General features: G+C 69.3%; 15 protein-coding genes and 2 tRNA genes. 13 read left to right on the top strand and 4 right to left on the bottom strand.

Features of this window, described 5'->3' with window-relative positions; translation table 11 throughout:
- Positions 1-66: 66 nt before the first annotated feature.
- Positions 67-261 (top strand): hypothetical protein, encoded by a 195-nt coding sequence (locus tag ACWCO8_RS35755; RefSeq protein ID WP_362006602.1) that lies wholly within the window; start codon positions 67-69, stop codon positions 259-261.
- Between the two features lie 208 nt (positions 262-469).
- On the opposite strand, the gene ACWCO8_RS35750 is transcribed toward ACWCO8_RS35755, so the two are convergent.
- Entirely contained in the window at positions 470-847 is a 378-nt protein-coding gene (locus tag ACWCO8_RS35750) for an amphi-Trp domain-containing protein (protein ID WP_451035689.1), read from the bottom strand.
- 126 nt (positions 848-973) lie between these two features.
- Positions 974-1044 (bottom strand) — tRNA-Gly (locus ACWCO8_RS35745).
- Positions 1045-1175: 131 nt separating this feature from the next.
- Here ACWCO8_RS35745 and ACWCO8_RS35740 point away from each other — a divergent pair.
- From ACWCO8_RS35740 to clpX, 5 genes are all read left to right on the top strand, one after another.
- Positions 1176-1252: transfer RNA gene (locus ACWCO8_RS35740), tRNA-Pro, on the top strand.
- A gap of 161 nt (positions 1253-1413) precedes the next feature.
- Complete coding sequence (gene tig / locus ACWCO8_RS35735; RefSeq protein WP_362006598.1) at positions 1414-2799, top strand: trigger factor; 1386 nt, start codon at positions 1414-1416, stop codon at positions 2797-2799.
- 240 nt (positions 2800-3039) lie between these two features.
- The gene (locus ACWCO8_RS35730) at positions 3040-3657 is read left to right on the top strand and encodes an ATP-dependent Clp protease proteolytic subunit (RefSeq protein ID WP_451035688.1); all 618 of its coding nucleotides are present in this window, start codon (positions 3040-3042) and stop codon (positions 3655-3657) included.
- Positions 3658-3717: 60 nt separating this feature from the next.
- Entirely contained in the window at positions 3718-4380 is a 663-nt protein-coding gene (locus ACWCO8_RS35725; RefSeq protein ID WP_362006950.1) for an ATP-dependent Clp protease proteolytic subunit, read from the top strand.
- A gap of 156 nt (positions 4381-4536) precedes the next feature.
- On the top strand, positions 4537-5820 hold the full coding sequence (gene clpX / locus ACWCO8_RS35720; protein ID WP_137989313.1) for an ATP-dependent Clp protease ATP-binding subunit ClpX: 1284 nt from the start codon (positions 4537-4539) through the stop codon (positions 5818-5820).
- A 62-nt stretch (positions 5821-5882) separates the two neighbouring features.
- On the opposite strand, the gene ACWCO8_RS35715 is transcribed toward clpX, so the two are convergent.
- Complete coding sequence (locus ACWCO8_RS35715) at positions 5883-6821, bottom strand: hypothetical protein (RefSeq protein ID WP_451035687.1); 939 nt, start codon at positions 6819-6821, stop codon at positions 5883-5885.
- Between the two features lie 138 nt (positions 6822-6959).
- On the opposite strand from ACWCO8_RS35715, the gene ACWCO8_RS35710 reads away from it, so the two are divergent.
- Positions 6960-9581: a valine--tRNA ligase gene (locus tag ACWCO8_RS35710; protein ID WP_451035686.1), complete on the top strand. Its 2622-nt coding sequence runs from the start codon at positions 6960-6962 to the stop codon at positions 9579-9581.
- Between the two features lie 180 nt (positions 9582-9761).
- Positions 9762-10904, top strand: a complete 1143-nt coding sequence (locus tag ACWCO8_RS35705; protein ID WP_451035685.1) for a sensor histidine kinase — start codon at positions 9762-9764, stop codon at positions 10902-10904.
- A 16-nt stretch (positions 10905-10920) separates the two neighbouring features.
- Here the strand turns inward: ACWCO8_RS35705 and ACWCO8_RS35700 are convergent, their stop codons facing one another.
- Entirely contained in the window at positions 10921-11940 is a 1020-nt protein-coding gene (locus tag ACWCO8_RS35700) for a rod shape-determining protein (RefSeq protein ID WP_362006585.1), read from the bottom strand.
- A gap of 100 nt (positions 11941-12040) precedes the next feature.
- Here ACWCO8_RS35700 and folC point away from each other — a divergent pair, with 100 nt between their 5' ends.
- From folC to mreC, 5 genes are all read left to right on the top strand, one after another.
- Positions 12041-13549, top strand: coding sequence for a bifunctional tetrahydrofolate synthase/dihydrofolate synthase (gene folC / locus ACWCO8_RS35695; RefSeq protein ID WP_362006582.1), 1509 nt, complete (start codon positions 12041-12043; stop codon positions 13547-13549).
- A 5-nt stretch (positions 13550-13554) separates the two neighbouring features.
- Positions 13555-13923, top strand: coding sequence for a DUF4233 domain-containing protein (locus ACWCO8_RS35690; protein WP_451035684.1), 369 nt, complete (start codon positions 13555-13557; stop codon positions 13921-13923).
- Positions 13924-14051: 128 nt separating this feature from the next.
- Positions 14052-14465 carry a nucleoside-diphosphate kinase gene (gene ndk / locus ACWCO8_RS35685; RefSeq protein ID WP_362006577.1) on the top strand — a complete coding sequence of 138 codons (414 nt, stop codon included), beginning with the start codon at positions 14052-14054 and terminating at the stop codon, positions 14463-14465.
- Between the two features lie 347 nt (positions 14466-14812).
- Positions 14813-15832, top strand: a complete 1020-nt coding sequence (locus ACWCO8_RS35680) for a rod shape-determining protein (protein ID WP_260226282.1) — start codon at positions 14813-14815, stop codon at positions 15830-15832.
- 147 nt (positions 15833-15979) lie between these two features.
- Positions 15980-17056 (top strand): rod shape-determining protein MreC, encoded by a 1077-nt coding sequence (mreC, locus tag ACWCO8_RS35675; protein WP_451035683.1) that lies wholly within the window; start codon positions 15980-15982, stop codon positions 17054-17056.
- Positions 17057-17058 lie beyond the last annotated feature (2 nt).

Raw genomic sequence — 17058 nt, 5'->3', positions numbered from 1 at the left:
AGCGGGGGTGCTCTGTGACGTGCGCTCCCGGGCGGCTAGGTGGGACCGACCGAGGGTGTGATCAGTATGGCCATTTCGCTATCCGTGGTGCTGCTGTTGGCGATCGTCCTGGTGGTGCTGATCCGCGGCGGGAGTCTGAAGGGCGGCCCGGCCGTCGTCGCCGTGCTCTTCGGCTTCTTCCTCGCCTCGACGGGCATGGCCGACGACATTCAGCGCTTCCTCGACTCGATAACGCAGACGGTGGGCTCCATCAAGTTCTGAGCCGCTCCCCAGACTCTTCCGAGTCTGTGGCTGAGCGCTCAGACCCGAGCCGCTCCCGAGACTCCCCCGAGTCTTCTGCTGAGCGCTCGGACCCGAGCCGCTCCCGGGACTCTCCTGAGTCTCTGCCGAGCTCTCGGACCTGAGCTGCTCCCGCGTCGCCTTCGAGTCGATCCCGGATCCAGGGGCCGCCACCCCGTTCAGGCCTTGCTCAGGCCTTCTTCGCCGCCGCCCGCTTCGTCCTCGTGCTCCCGCCGGCGCCGCTCCGCGTGCGCTTGGCGGGCGCCGCCTTCCGCGCGGCCTTCTTCGCGGGCTTCTCCGCGCCGGGCGCGGCCGCGGCGGGGGCCTTGGCCTTCGCGGGGGTCCCCGTGGGCCACTTGAACTCGATCTCCAGCTCGATCTCCCCGTCGCTGACCTCGAACTCCACCTCGCTGCGGACGTTGTCGGGGATGCGCAGACTCAGCGTCCCGGAGCCGAACCGCATCTCCGCCTCGCCGCCCTCGCGCAGCGCGTCCGCGAGCGCGGACAGCTGATCCGCCGCCTCGATCCGGGACAGCGCGCGCTTCTCCTCGAACTTCAGATCCTTCACGGCTGCCTCCGATGCGGCAGGAACAAGAGGACGAACAGGTCACTGCCCATCCTGCGGCCGCACCACGGAAAACGCCTCGGGGCCGGGCCGGAGGAGTGATCTCCGGCCCGGCCCCGAGGCCGGAAGAGCGGGCGACGGGAATCGAACCCGCGTAGCTAGTTTGGAAGACTAGGGCTCTACCATTGAGCTACGCCCGCAAAGGATGCGCCGCAGGTCACGAGGGCCGCGGCACGGACAGCATCGTAGCGGGTCCCGGGCGGTCCCCGCACGCCCCATAAAGAGGGGGCGTCGCACTGTCTCCGTGCATGTACCCTACGTGTCGCACCGACGGGGTGTGGCGCAGCTTGGTAGCGCGTCCGCTTTGGGAGCGGAAGGCCGTGGGTTCAAATCCCGCCACCCCGACCACCGAGATCACGCATCGCAAGATCGCGTTGTGGGCCTCATCCCGCTTGCGGTTACTATGCAAGCTGCGTGCCCGTGTGTCTCTCTGACCGGGCCGATCGGCCGGAACCGCCACCAAGCGGCACCGGCAGATTCCAAGAATCAGCCACCAAGGAGACCGAACCGTGAAGAGCGCCGTGGAGACCCTGAACCCGACCCGGGTTCGGCTCACTGTCGAGGTGCCCTTCGAGGAGCTCAAGGACAGCCTCGACGCGGCGTACAAGAAGATCAACCAGCAGGTCACGGTCAAGGGCTTCCGTAAGGGCAAGATCCCGGCTCGTGTCATCGACCAGCGGTTCGGCCGTGGTGCGGTGCTGGAGGAGGCCGTCAACGACGCCCTCCCGAAGTTCTACACCGAGGCCGTCAACGAGGCCGAGGTCAACCCGCTGGGTCAGCCCGAGGTCGACATCACGGAGCTGAAGGACGGCGAGCTGCTGGCCTTCACCGCCGAGGTCGACATCCGCCCGACGATCGAGATCCCGGACTACTCCGGCATCGAGGTCACCGTCGACGCGGTCGAGGTCACCGACGAGGACGTCGAGAAGTCCGTGCAGCAGCTGCGCGAGCGCTTCGCCTCCACCAACCCGGTCGAGCGCGCCGCCGCCGACGGTGACGTCGTCACCATCGACCTCGAGGCCAAGGTCGACGGCGAGGTCCTCCCGGACGGCGTCGCCCAGGGCGTCTCGTACACCATCGGCTCCGGCGAGCTCCTCGACGGCATCGACGAGGCCGTCACCGGCCTGGAGGCCGGCGGCGAGGCCACCTTCACCTCGCAGCTGAAGGGCGGCTCCGCCGAGGGCAAGGACGCGGAGGTCTCCGTCAAGGTCACCGCCGTCGCCGCCCGTGAGCTCCCCGAGCTCGACGACGACTTCGCGCAGCTCGCGTCGGAGTTCGACACCCTCGACGAGCTCAAGGCCGACAGCCGCAAGCGCCTCGAGAACATGAAGCAGTTCGACCAGGCCACCCAGGCCCAGGAGCGCGTCCTCGACGAGCTCCTGAAGCTGGCGGACGTCCCGATGCCCGAGAAGCTGCTCGAGGACGAGATCAACACCCGCAAGCACAACCTGGAGCACCACCAGCTCGGCCAGATGGGCCTCGACCTCGCGAAGTACCTGGAGATCCAGGGCAAGACCGAGGAAGAGTTCCTGGCGGAGACCAAGGAGCAGGCCGAGAAGGGCATCAAGACGCAGTTCATCCTCGATGAGCTCGTCAACAAGGAGAAGCTGAACGTCAGCCAGGAGGAGCTCACCGAGCACCTCATGCGCCGCGCCGCCTCCTCCGGCATGTCCCCCGACCAGTTCGCCCAGGCCGTCGTCGAGGGTGGCCAGGTGCCGATGCTCGTCGGCGAGGTCGCCCGCGGCAAGGCCCTCGCGGTCGTCGTCGAGGCCGCCAAGGTCGTCGACACCAACGGTGAGACCGTCGACCTCGAGGACGACGAGGACGAGGCCGAGAACGCCGCCGAGACGGTCGAGGCCGTCACCGGTGAGGCCGAGGTCGCCGAGGAGAAGTAAGAGGCCCTCCGCCTCGCACTGAACCGCTGGTCCACGGGCCCGGACGCACTGCTGTGCGCCGGGCCCGTGCCCGTATTCAGGCCCCCTGGAGCCTTCGGTAACCTTGCGCTCCCAGCGAACAGTTCGGGAACCGGGATGGCGTTGTCCTACCTGCGCGTTAGGGTCCATGAATACGAGGGCACTGCCCTCTGAACGAGACGCTGAGACGGCCGGAGCCGTCGGAGACGAGCAGGTGGATACGTGACGAATCTGAAGCCTTACGCCGCGGGTGAGCCGTCCATCGGTGGTGGCCTCGGCGACCATGTCTACAACCGGCTGCTCGGCGAGCGGATCATCTTCCTCGGCCAGCAGGTCGACGACGAGATCGCCAACAAGATCACCGCGCAGATGCTCCTCCTGGCAGCCGACCCGGAGAAGGACATCTACCTCTACATCAACAGCCCCGGTGGCTCGGTGACGGCCGGCATGGCCATCTACGACACCATGCAGTACATCCCGAACGACGTCGTCACCATCGGTATGGGCATGGCGGCCTCCATGGGCCAGTTCCTGCTCACCGGCGGCGCCTCCGGCAAGCGCTTCGCGCTGCCGAACACGGACGTCCTGATGCACCAGGGTTCCGCCGGCATCGGCGGCACGGCCTCGGACATCAAGATCCAGGCCGAGTACCTCCTGCGTACGAAGAAGCGCATGGCCGAGATCACGGCCCACCACTCGGGTCAGACCGTCGAGGCGATCATTCGCGACGGTGACCGCGACCGCTGGTTCACGGCGGACGAGGCCAAGTCCTACGGCCTCATCGACGACATCATCACGCACGCCGCGGGCGTTCCCGGCGGCGGCGGCACGGGCGCCTGAGCCCGGCAGTCCGCTGAAGACCACAGCCCACCGAACGCCACCAGGACGGTGAACAACCAGATGCAGAACAACCTCTCCGCGAGCGGCCTCTACACGGGCGCGCCGATGGACAACCGCTACGTGGTCCCGCGCTTCGTCGAGCGCACCTCGCAGGGCATCCGCGAGTACGACCCGTACGCGAAGCTCTTCGAGGAGCGCGTGATCTTCCTCGGCGTGCAGATCGACGACGCCTCCGCCAACGACGTCATGGCGCAGCTGCTGTGCCTGGAGTCGATGGACCCGGACCGCGACATCTCGATCTACATCAACAGCCCGGGCGGCTCCTTCACCGCCCTCACGGCCATCTACGACACGATGCAGTTCGTGAAGCCGGACATCCAGACGGTCTGCATGGGCCAGGCGGCCTCCGCCGCGGCCGTGCTTCTCGCCGCCGGTACGCCCGGCAAGCGGATGGCCCTGCCGAACGCCCGCGTGCTGATCCACCAGCCGTCCGGCGGCACCGGCCGTGAGCAGCTCTCCGACCTGGAGATCGCGGCCAACGAGATCCTGCGCATGCGCACCCAGCTGGAGGAGATGCTGGCCAAGCACTCGTCCACGCCGATCGAGAAGATCCGCGACGACATCGAGCGCGACAAGATCCTGACCGCCGAGGACGCCCTCGCGTACGGCCTGGTCGACCAGATCGTCTCGACCCGCAAGAGCACGGCCGCCGCGGCAGCCTGACGCTCGACCTTCCCCTGGCACGGTCCGCGTGGCCGAATCACGACCATGTGAACCGTGCCAAGGGGGGCCCGAACGGGGGGCCCGGCAAGGTACCGTCGAATATGAGGCACCAGGAGTCGCTGAACCAAGCGCTCCCAGGCGAAGGGGAAGCACCTCGTGGCACGCATCGGTGATGGCGGCGATCTGCTCAAGTGCTCGTTCTGCGGAAAGAGCCAGAAGCAGGTGAAGAAGCTCATCGCGGGACCCGGTGTGTACATCTGCGATGAGTGCATCGACCTCTGCAACGAGATCATCGAGGAAGAACTCGCGGAGACGAGCGAGGTGCGCTGGGAAGAGCTTCCCAAGCCCCGCGAGATCTACGAGTTCCTCGAGGGGTATGTGGTCGGCCAGGAGCCGGCCAAGAAGGCCCTCTCGGTCGCGGTGTACAACCACTACAAGCGCGTCCAGGCCGGCGAGAACGGCGGCGGGGCGGGCCGTGACGACGCCATCGAGCTGGCGAAGTCCAACATCCTGCTGCTGGGCCCCACGGGCTCCGGCAAGACGCTGCTGGCCCAGACGCTGGCGCGCATGCTCAACGTTCCGTTCGCCATCGCCGACGCGACGGCGCTGACGGAGGCCGGCTATGTCGGCGAGGACGTCGAGAACATCCTGCTCAAGCTGATCCAGGCGGCGGACTACGACGTCAAGAAGGCCGAGACCGGGATCATCTACATCGACGAGATCGACAAGGTCGCCCGCAAGAGCGAAAACCCGTCGATCACGCGCGATGTCTCGGGCGAGGGCGTGCAGCAGGCCCTGCTCAAGATCCTTGAGGGCACGACGGCCTCGGTCCCGCCGCAGGGCGGCCGGAAGCACCCGCACCAGGAGTTCATCCAGATCGACACGACGAACGTGCTCTTCATCGTGGGCGGCGCCTTCGCCGGCCTGGAGAAGATCATCGAGTCGCGTGCGGGCGCCAAGGGCATCGGCTTCGGGGCGACGATCCGCTCGAAGCGGGAGATCGAGGCGAGCGACCAGTTCCAGGAGGTCATGCCGGAGGACCTGGTGAAGTTCGGGATGATCCCGGAGTTCATCGGCCGCCTCCCGGTCATCACCTCGGTCCACAACCTGGACCGCGAAGCCCTCCTGAAGATCCTCGTCGAGCCCCGCAACGCGCTGGTGAAGCAGTACCAGCGCCTCTTCGAACTCGACGGCGTGGAGCTGGACTTCGACCGCCCGGCCCTGGAGGCCATCGCCGACCAGGCGATCCTGCGCGGCACGGGCGCGCGTGGCCTGCGGGCCATCATGGAAGAGGTCCTGATGTCGGTGATGTACGAGGTCCCGTCCCGCAAGGACGTGGCCCGCGTGGTCATCACGGCCGACGTCGTCCACAACAACGTGAACCCGACCCTGGTCCCCCGCATCGTGAAGAACGACGGGCGGCACGAGAAGTCGGCCTGAGCACCACGAACACGAAGAGGGGCGCCCCCGGCGGGGGCGCCCCTCTCCGTATGCGGCGTCGGTCAGAGCTTGACGCGGACTTCCTTACGGAACTTGGCGGTGATGGAGGCCGCGTCGTCGGCGGAGCCCGCCTTGCCCGAGAGCATGGAGGCCATGTCCATCGGCACCACGAAGCCCACCGTGCTGTGGTCGGCCCAGACGCAGATCGTCATGCTGAAGGCAGGAATGCCTTCCGAGGCGTCGGCTTCCGACTTCCCCTGCTGGCACTTGAGCACGGCGCCGTCCAGCTCCGCGGGCGTGTACTCCTGCGGGCTGCCCTGCAACTGCGGTGCGCCGGACTTGTCCTTGTCCTTCTCGGCCTCCACCTTCATGGTGGCGAAGACGCCGTCGACGACCTTCTCCGGGTCCTCGATCTCGCCGTAGAGGCCGGAGAACGAGATCAGCTTGCCCCCCATCGGGTTCGCCTTGTCCTCGACCTTGTACGAGGCGCTGACCTGCTTGGCGTTCTTGACGCCGGTCTTCTCGGCCTCCGCGAGGGACTCCTTGCCTGCCCCGCCGTCGTCCTTGGAGTCCTTCTTGTACTCGGTGAGCACGGTCTCCGGAGTGATCAGCTTGTGCGGGCCGTCGTTCGCGGCCGACGAGCCGCCACCGCCCGAGGTGAAGAACCAGGCGCCGCCCGCGATCAGTGCGAGGGCCACGACCGATGCGCCGATGATCAGGCCGGTCTTCGACTTCTTCGCGGCCGGCGGGGGCGGCGGGTAGCCGCCGGGGCCCTGGGGGGCGCCGTAAGGGGGCTGCTGGCCGTACTGGGGCTGTTGCTGCGGGTAGCCGTACGGGGGCTGCTGCGGCGGTACGCCCTGAGGAGCCTGCTGGGGGTAGCCGTAGCCGGGCTGCGGCTGCTGGTCGTACGGGCCCGGCTGCTGACCGTAGGGGCCCGGCTGGCCGTACGGCCCGGGCTGCTGCGGCTGACCGCCGTACGGACCCGGCTGGTTGTAGCTCATGGACAGGTTCCCCTCACAGGATGTTTATGCGTAGCGAACATCCTGTCGGAAGCCGTGCCCCACATGGGCGGCGGGGGGCACACCGTTACGGAACAAACGCGTTTCGGGACAGCCCCGCGACACCCCTAAACTGACCCCGTGACCGAGAACACTCAGCAGCAGCCAGCAGCCAACCCCGAACTGCCGACCCAGTACGCGCCGGCCGAAGTAGAGGGGAAGCTGTACGAGCGCTGGGTAGAGCGCGGTTACTTCGAGGCCGACGCGAACAGCGAGAAGCCTCCGTACACCATCGTCATCCCGCCGCCGAACGTCACCGGCTCGCTGCACCTGGGCCACGCCTTCGAGCACACGCTGATCGACGCCCTCACCCGCCGCAAGCGGATGCAGGGCTACGAGACGCTGTGGCAGCCCGGCATGGACCACGCGGGCATCGCCACCCAGAACGTCGTCGAGCGCGAGCTCGCCAAGGAGGGCAAGTCCCGCCACGACCTGGGCCGCGAGGCGTTCGTCGAGCGCGTCTGGCAGTGGAAGGCCGAGTCCGGCGGTCAGATCTCCGGCCAGATGAAGCGACTCGGGGACGGCGTCGCCTGGTCCCGTGCGCGGTTCACCATGGACGAGGGGCTCTCCCAGTCCGTCCAGACCATCTTCAAGAAGCTCTACGACGACGAGCTGATCTACCGCGCCGAGCGCATCATCAACTGGTGCCCGCGCTGTCTGACGGCCATCTCCGACATCGAGGTCGAGTACCAGGACGACGACGGCGAGCTCGTCTCCATCCGGTACGGGGACGGCGACGCCTCCATCGTCGTCGCCACCACCCGCGCCGAGACGATGCTCGGCGACACCGCCGTCGCCGTCCACCCCGAGGACGAGCGGTACAAGCACCTGGTCGGCACGGAGATCGAGCTGCCGCTGACCGGCCGCCGGATCCCGGTCGTCGCCGACGAGCACGTCGACCCCGAGTTCGGCACCGGCGCCGTCAAGGTCACGCCCGCCCACGACCCGAACGACTTCGAGATCGGCCAGCGCCACGGCCTGCCGAACCTCGCCGTCATGGACGAGCGCGCGGTCATCACGGCCCACGGCCCCTTCCAGGGTCTGGACCGACTGGAAGCCCGCTCCGCCATCGTCGCCGCGCTGCGCGCCGAGGGCCGGATCGTCGCCGAGAAGCGTCCGTACGTCCACTCCGTCGGCCACTGCTCGCGCTGCAAGACCACCATCGAGCCGCGCCTGTCCATGCAGTGGTGGGTCAAGGTCGGCCCGCTCGCCCAGGCCGCCGGTGACGCGGTCCGCGACGGCAAGGTCAAGATCCACCCGCAGGAGATGGAGAAGCGGTACTTCGACTGGGTCGACAACCTCCACGACTGGTGCATCTCGCGCCAGCTGTGGTGGGGCCACCGCATCCCCGTCTGGTACGGCCCGAACGGCGAGATCGTCTGCGTCGGACCCGACGAGCAGCCGCCGACCGGCGAGGGCTGGCACCAGGACACCGACGTCCTGGACACGTGGTTCTCCTCCGGCCTGTGGCCGTTCTCCACGCTCGGCTGGCCGGAGCGGACCGACGACCTCGCGAAGTTCTACCCGAACTCCGTCCTGGTCACCGGCTACGACATCCTCTTCTTCTGGGTCGCCCGGATGATGATGTTCGGCCTGTACGCGATGGACGGCACCCCGCCGTTCCACACCATCGCCCTGCACGGCATGGTCCGCGACCAGTTCGGCAAGAAGATGTCGAAGTCCTTCGGCAACGCGGTCAACCCGCTGGACTGGATGGACGAGTACGGCTCCGACGCCGTCCGCTTCACCCTGGCCAACGGTGCCAACCCGGGCGTCGACGTCCCGATCGGCGAGGACTGGGTCAAGGCCTCCCGGAACTTCGCCAACAAGATCTGGAACGCCACCCGCTTCGCGCTGATGAACGGTGCGACGGTCGAGGGCCCGCTGCCCGACCCGTCGGAGATGTCCGCGACGGACCGCTGGATCCTCTCGCGGCTCAACAAGACGGTCGCCGAGGTCGACGCGTTCTACGACGACTACCAGTTCGCGAAGCTCGCCGACGCGCTCTACCACTTCGCGTGGGACGAGGTCTTCGACTGGTACGTCGAGCTGTCGAAGACCACGTTCTTCGCCGGCGGCAAGGGCGCCACGGTCTCCGGCCGGGTCCTCGGTGAGGTCCTGGACGTCATGCTGCGACTGCTCCACCCGATCGTCCCGTTCGTCACCGAGACGCTCTGGACCACGCTCACCGGCAAGGAGTCCGTCGTCATCGCCGACTGGCCCACCGACTCCGGCTTCCGCGACGACGCGGCGGAGAAGGAGATCGAGCTGGTCCAGCAGGTCGTCACCGAGGTCCGCCGGTTCCGCTCGGACCAGGGTCTGCAGCCCGGCCAGAAGGTCCCGGCCCGTCTGGACGTGACCGGCACCGCCCTCGCCCCGCACGAGGCCGCCATCCGTCAGCTGCTGCGTCTCCAGCCGGAGGGCGAGGGCTTCTCGGCCACCGCCTCCCTGCCCGTCGCCGGTGCCACCGTCGCGCTCGACCTGTCCGGGACGATCGACGTGGCGGCCGAGCGGAAGCGGCTCGCGAAGGACCTGGCCGCCGCCGAGAAGGAGAAGGCGCAGGCCAACGGGAAGCTCGGCAACGAGGCCTTCCTCGCGAAGGCGCCGGACAACGTCGTGGACAAGATCCGTACGCGGCTCGCCAAGGCGGACGAGGACATCGCCCGTATCCAGGCGCAGCTGGAGCGGCTGCCGCAGGCCTAGAGCGACAGACAAGGAGGAGGGCCCGGAACCGATCGGTTCCGGGCCCTCCTCCCGTTTCAGGAGCCCACGCCCGTTGCGGAGGCGGGTCTTTAACGACGTATTGACCGGAGTGCCCGATCTCACACGAGAAGTGACTTAGGTCCGGGGTGGCGGGTCGAAAGACCCTGGATGATGGAGGGCATGTCCCGACTGCCCGCCTTCCCCGCGCTGCGCCGCCGCGTGGACCGGTGGGCGGGTTCGCCGCGTGCGCTGGACGTCGTGACGGCGGTGAGCGCCTTCGCCCTGATGTCCCTCGACGTGCCGGGCCTGGCCCGCGCCGACAACTCCCTGACCGGCGCCACCGCCTCCCTGGTTCTGGCGGCCGGGGCCGCGACGCTCGTCCTGCGGCGGCGGCTGCCCTGGGTGCCGTACCTGGTGGCGCTCGCCCTGATGGGCTGGCTGCACGAGCTGACGATGATTCAGTTCGCGCTGTACTCCCTCGGCCGGTTCCGGGGGCGCGCGGTCGGCGTCGGCGCGACCGTGCTCTACGTGGCCGTGGCGTACGGCCTCTTCCTCATGCCCGGCTGGCCGGCCCGGCACGGCGAGACCCTCAGCGACTTCCTCAGCCTCGTCGTGCCCATCGGCGTGCTCGCGGCCGGCGTCGGCATCGGCGCGAACCGTCAGGACCTGGTGCGCGCCCTGGAGTCCCAGCGGGCGGAGGCGGCGGCCCGGCAGGCCGTCCAGGAGGAGCGGATCTCGGTCGGGCGGGACGTCCACGACCTGGTGGGACGCGAGCTGACCGTGCTCGCCGTACGGGCCGAGGTGCTCGCCGTACGGGCCAGGGGCGCGACGCACCACACGGACTTCGAGGAGCTCGCGGACACCGCCCGGCGGGCCCACCACATGCTGAACGAGACCCTCGTGCGGCGGGCCGACGGGGGAGCGGCGACACCCGGTCTCGAAGGGCTCGCCGCGCTCGCGGACGAGAGCGAGCGGATGGGCGGCCCGGTCGACCTCGAAGTCGCCGAGGAGGCCAAGGCGCTCTCGCCGCTGCGGCAGGCGGCCGTCCACCGCGTCGTCCAGGAGTGCCTGACGAACGCGGCCAAGCACGCGCCCGGGCTGCCGGTGACGGTCACGATCGAGGTAGCCGGCCGCGACCTGCGCGTCGAGGTCCGCAACCCGCTCCCCGAGACCCCGCCGGACCGCGCCCCGGTCTCCACGGGCACCGGCCTGTTCTCCATGGAGGAGCGGGTCACGAGCATGGGCGGCAGCCTGTCGGCGGGCCCGGACGGCGACACGTACACGGTGACGGCGCTGCTGCCGACGGGCTTCGACCGGGCTTAGCCCCTGGCTCCAGGAGTCAGCGCGCCCGCTCCGCCCGTCCCAGCACCCGGTGCAGGCTGTCGAAGTCCTCCACACAGCGCCCCGAGCCCAGGACCACGCAGTCCAGCGGGTCGTCCGCGACGAAGACCGGGATGCCCGTCGCCGAGGCCATCCGCAGGTCCAGGCCCGGCAGCAGCGCGCCGCCGCCCGTGAGGACGATGCCGTGCTCCATCACGTCGCCCGAGAGCTCCGGCGGGCACTCCTCCAGCGTCGCCCGCACCGCCGCGATGATCGCCTCCACCGGCTCGTCCAGGGCCGCCCGCACCTCCGCCACCGTCAGTTCGAGGGTCCTCGGCAGCCCGCTGACCTTCTCCCGGCCCCGTACCGTGAACGTCGCCCGCTCCCGCTCCTCCTCGCCCGGCACCGGCCACGCCGAGCCGATCGCCACCTTCACGTCCTCCGCCGTGCGTTCGCCGATCAGCAGCGAGTGCTCCTTGCGTACGAAGTCGGTGATCGCCGCGTCCAGCCGGTCGCCGCCCACCCGCAGCGACCGCGCCGTGACGATGCCGCCGAGCGAGATCACCGCCACCTCCGTGGTACCGCCGCCGATGTCCACGACCATCGAGCCGCGCGGTGACGAGACGGGCAGCCCCGCACCGATCGCCGCCGCCATCGGCTCCTCGATGAGATGGACCGCGCGGGCGCCCGCCGAGCGCGAGGCGTGCACGATCGCCCGCCGCTCGACCGGCGTCACCCCGCTCGGCACGCAGACCACCATCCGGGTCCGTGGCCTGCGCCCCTTCACCGCCTTGCGGACGAAGTGCCGGATCATCTCCTCGGCGGCCTCGTAGTCGCTGATCACCCCGTCCCGCAGCGGCCGGATCGCCGTGATCGAACCGGGCGTCCGGCCGATCGTCTCCTTCGCCTCCGTGCCGACCGCGAGCGCGGAGCGCGAGCCCTCCTGGACCGCCACCACCGACGGTTCGTTGAGCACGATGCCCTGGCCGCGGGCGTAGAGGAGGGTGTTCGCGGTGCCGAGGTCGATGCCTATGTCCATGATCGCCAAGTTTGCCCGGCCGCTTCGGCGGATGGTGGGCCGAAAGTCCCGAAAGGGGTGGGTCCATGGTCCTGTCGGTGCCGCTCCGTAGACTGGGCCCGTGAGTGAGCCCCGCGACCAGTCCGGCGAGTCCGACCCGTTCGACGACATCGTCGCCTCCGAGACCGACAGAGACCCCGACCTGGCGGTGATCGAGGCCGGCAGCCGTACGCTGCGCGCGCAGTCCGGCCCGCCCCAGGGCGACCCCGTGCCCGCCCGGCCCGCCGACCCGGAGGTGGACAAGGCACTCCGCGAGGTCGAGACCGAACTGTCGACCCGCTGGGGCGAGACCAAGCTCGAGCCCTCGGTGACCCGTATCGCGGCGCTCATGGACGTCCTGGGCGAGCCCCAGCGCGCGTACCCCTCCATCCACATCACCGGGACGAACGGCAAGACGTCCACGGCCCGGATGATCGAGGCCCTGCTCGCCGCCTTCGAGCTGCGCACCGGCCGGTACACCTCGCCGCACGTGCAGACGATCACCGAGCGCATCAGCCTGGACGGCGCCCCGATCTCCGCCGAGCGGTTCATCGAGACGTACCAGGACATCAAGCCGTACATCGAGCTGGTCGACTCCCGCGAGGAGTACCGCCTCTCCTTCTTCGAGGTCGTCACCGGCATGGCGTACGCGGCCTTCGCCGACGCCCCCGTGGACGTGGCGGTCGTCGAGGTCGGCATGGGCGGCACCTGGGACGCGACGAACGTGATCGACGCGCAGGTCGCCGTCGTCACCCCGATCGACCTGGACCACACCGACCGGCTCGGCGGGACGCCCGGCGAGATCGCGGTCGAGAAGTCCGGGATCATCAAGCAGGGCGCGACGGTCGTCCTCGCCCAGCAGCCGGTGGACGCGGCGCAGGTCATGCTGAAGAAGGCCGTCGAGGTCGACGCGACGGTGGCCCGTGAGGGCATGGAGTTCGGCATCGTCTCCCGCGAGGTCGCGGTCGGCGGCCAGTTGCTCACCCTGCGCGGGCTCGGCGGCGAGTACGAAGAGGTCTTCCTGCCGCTGCACGGCGCGCACCAGGCGCACAACGCGTCGGTCGCCCTCGCGGCGGTCGAGGCCTTCTTCGGGATCGGCGCGGAGCACGCCCGCACCCTGGACATCGACACCATCCGGCGCGCGTTCGGCTCGGTGGCCTCGCCGGGCCGCCTGGAGGTCGTCCGCAAGTCCCCGACGGTCATCCTGGACGCGGCGCACAACCCGCACGGCGCGCGGGCCACGGCCGACGGCATCAGCGAGTCGTTCGGCTTCTCCCGGCTCATCGGCGTGGTCTCCACCAGCGCCGACAAGGACGCCAAGGGGCTGCTCGAAGCCTTCGAGCCGATCTTCGCCGAGGTCGTGGTGACGGCGAACTCCAACCCGCGCGCCACGGACGTCGACGCGCTCGCGGCGATCGCCGTGGAGGTCTTCGGCGAGGACCGCGTGGTCGTCGAGCCGCGTCTGGACGACGCGATCGAGGCGGCGATCACCCTCGCGGAGGAAGAGGGCGAGTTCAGCGGCGCGGGTGTGCTCGTGACCGGTTCGATCTTCACGGTCGGGGACGCCCGGCTGCTGCTGGGAAGGCGCTGAATCCGATGCGTACGCTCTGTGCCTCGACGCTGATCGGCGAGTTCTTCGTGATCGGCTTCGCCGGGCTCGTCGCCATGAAGGACGACAGCCTGTCGATGGCCACGGTCTGGTGGGTCTGCGGCGTCGCGATGCTGCTGTCGGTGCTGCTCTGCGGGATGATCACCCGCCCGGGCGGCGTCCAGATGGGCTGGGCGCTGCAGATCGCCCTGATCGCGAGCGGCTTCTTCGTCCCGGTGATGTTCTTCCTCGGCGTCGCCTTCGCCGCCCTGTGGTGGGCCTCCTGCCACTACGGCGCGAAGATCGACGAGGTCAAGGCCCGCTGGGCCGCCCAGGCGGAGGCGGCGGAGGCCGGCGCCACGCCGGAGGCGAGCTAGGCCCCGCGGAGCCGAGTCGGGCCCGCCCTGGACGTGGGCTGGGGTGGGCCTGACGCTGCGTAATCGGCGGGGGATCCGGCCCTGTAGCCTCTGAGTCCCGCACACCGGATTCGTAAGGAGCCCCCACCGTGAGCCAGCGCACGCTCGTCCTGCTCAAGCCCGACGCCGTCCGCCGTGGCCTGATCGGCGAGATCATCGGTCGTATCGAGCGCAAGGCCGGCTGGACCATCTCCGCGCTCGAACTGCGCGAGCTGAGCCAGGAGACGCTGGAGCAGCACTACGGCGAGCACAAGGGCAAGCCCTTCTACGAGCCGCTGATGGGCTTCATGCAGTCCGGCCCCGTCGTCGCCCTGGTCGTCGACGGCGAGCGCGTCATCGAGGGCCTGCGGACCCTGGCAGGACCGACCGACCCGATCGCCGCCGCCCCCGGCTCCATCCGTGGCGACTTCGGCACCATCGTCCGCGAGAACCTGATCCACGCCTCGGACTCCGAGGAGTCCGCCGCCAGGGAACTGAAGATCTTTTTCCCCGGCCTGGTCTGAGCCGACGGCGGAGAGGCCGAGTGGACCGGCCGACAGGGCCGTCCGGGTACATCCCGTTCTGACCCGAAGTCAGCCATCCACCGCAACGAACCTGGGGCGACCGAAGGAATTTCGGTCGCCCCCGGGCATATGAACGACAGGACCGGGAACGCATCGCACCGTCCTGTCGTCACCTGTACAGAGGTGGACCACCGCGCGGTATCCGTGGGGGCGGCACTACGATGGAAAACTCCACGCCGTAGCACCCGAACACCCACCCACTTCGCACCACCTCGCCTACCTGAGAAGCCGTCAACGCTCCGATTGGGAAGGCCCGACGCATCCTCATGGGAAACAAGGGGAACTCAATGTCGTTCATCGGCCGTGACATGGCTGTCGACCTCGGGACCGCCAACACGCTGGTGTACGTCAGGGGTCGCGGCATCGTTCTGAACGAGCCGTCCGTCGTCGCGATCAACACCAACACCGGCGGCATCCTGGCGGTCGGCGCCGAGGCGAAGAAGATGATCGGCCGGACACCCGGCAACATCGTCGCCGTCCGGCCCCTGAAGGACGGCGTGATCGCCGACTTCGAGATCACCGAGCGCATGCTCCGCTACTTCATCCTCAAGATCCACAAGCGCCGCTACCTGGCTCGCCCCCGGGTCGTCGTCTGCGTGCCCTCCGGCATCACCGGAGTGGAGCGCCGCGCCGTCATCGAGGCCTCGACGCAGGCCGGCGCCCGTCAGGTGCACATCATCGAGGAGCCCATGGCCGCCGCCATCGGCTCGGGCCTGCCGGTCCACGAGGCCACGGGCAACATGGTCGTCGACATCGGCGGCGGCACCACCGAGGTCGCCGTGATCTCGCTCGGCGGAATCGTCACGGCACAGTCGATCCGGGTGGCCGGCGACGAGCTCGACAACGCGATCATCCAGCACATCAAGAAGGAGTACTCGCTCCTCCTCGGTGAGCGCACCGCCGAGCAGATCAAGATCACCATCGGCTCGGCCTACGACCTCGACAAGGACGAGCACACCGAGATCCGCGGCCGTGACCTCGTCTCCGGTCTGCCCAAGACCGTGGTCATCTCGGCCGCCGAGGTCCGCAAGGCCATCGAGGAGCCGGTCAACGCCATCGTCGACGCCGTGAAGACGACGCTCGACAAGTGCCCGCCCGAGCTCTCCGGTGACGTGATGGACCGCGGCATCGTTCTCACGGGTGGCGGCGCCCTGCTGCGCGGCCTGGACGAGCGGCTCCGCCGCGAGACCGGGATGCCGATCCACATCGCCGAGGATCCGCTCGACTCCGTGGCGCTGGGCTCCGGCAAGTGCGTGGAGGAGTTCGAGGCGCTCCAGCAGGTCCTGGACTCCCAGCCCCGCCGATAACGAATGAGCGGCTTTCGGCTAGCGATCGGCCGCACGGGTGGCAAGACCTCCCGTACGGCCGATCGTTGATATAACGACACAAACCGGCACCAATCGCACGAACCGCACGAAGCAACCGAACCACGAGGAAAGGCACGGCCGCCGCACGTGAGGGACACACGAGAGAGCCGGCTGCTCCTGGTGCTGCTGATCGCCATCGCGTTCGCACTGATCACGGTGGACATCCGCGGCGGCGAGGAGTCACCCGTCGACGGCGCCCGCCAGGCGGCCGCGGCGGTCTTCGGACCGGTGGAGAACGGTGTCGCGGCGGCCGTCGATCCCATCGGCAACGCCATAGGGGCGGTACGCGACTCCGGCGAGCGGCACGACCGGCTCGCCGCCCTGGAGCGCGAGAACGCCGCCCTCAAGGCCAAGCTCGGCAGCGACGACCGCAACCGCAGCCGGCTGCGCGAACTCGACACGCTGCTCAAGACGGCCGGCGCCGGCCAGTACGGCATCAAGGGCGCCGAGGTCATCGGGATAGGAGCGGCCCAGGGCTTCTCCTGGACCGTCACCATCGACGCCGGGGCCAACGACGGCATCGAGCGGGACATGACCGTGCTCAACGGCTCGGGTCTCGTCGGCCGCGTCACCACCGTCGGCCCCTCCACCTCGACCGTGCTCCTCGCCAGCGACCCCGACTTCACCGTCGGCACCCGCATGGAGAACTCGGACGAACTCGGCTTCGCCACCGGCCAGGGCAACGGACCGCTCCTGGTCCAGCTCCTCAACGGCAAGGCGAAGGTGAAGAACGGCGACCGGCTCGTCACCTTCGGCTCGCAGGCGAACAAGCCCTTCGTGCCCGGCGTCCCGGTCGGCGAGGTCGTCCGCGTCGACCCGCTGGGCGGCGGTCTCACGCGCAACATCTACGTCCGCCCGTACGTCAGCTTCTCCAAGCTCGACATCGTCGGCGTCGTCGTCCAGGCCCCGCGCACCAACCCGCGCGACACGGTCCTGCCGCCCAAGCCGAAGCCCGCGCCGACCGTCACCGTCACGGTCACCCCGAAGCCCCCGGCGGGCGAGCAGCAGCCTCAGGGCCAGGTCGAGGGTCAGGTACAGGGCGGCGAGCAGCCGCAGGGGGAGCAGCAGCCGGGTCAGCAGCCTGAGCAGCAGCAGCCAGGCCAACAGCAACCGCCGGGGCAGAAGCCCGAGAACGAGCAGCAGAACGATCAGCAGGGGGACTGAGG

The sequence above is a fragment of the Streptomyces sp. NPDC001927 genome (genome assembly GCF_053594455.1).
This window is presented reverse-complemented; position numbering and strand designations above follow the sequence as displayed.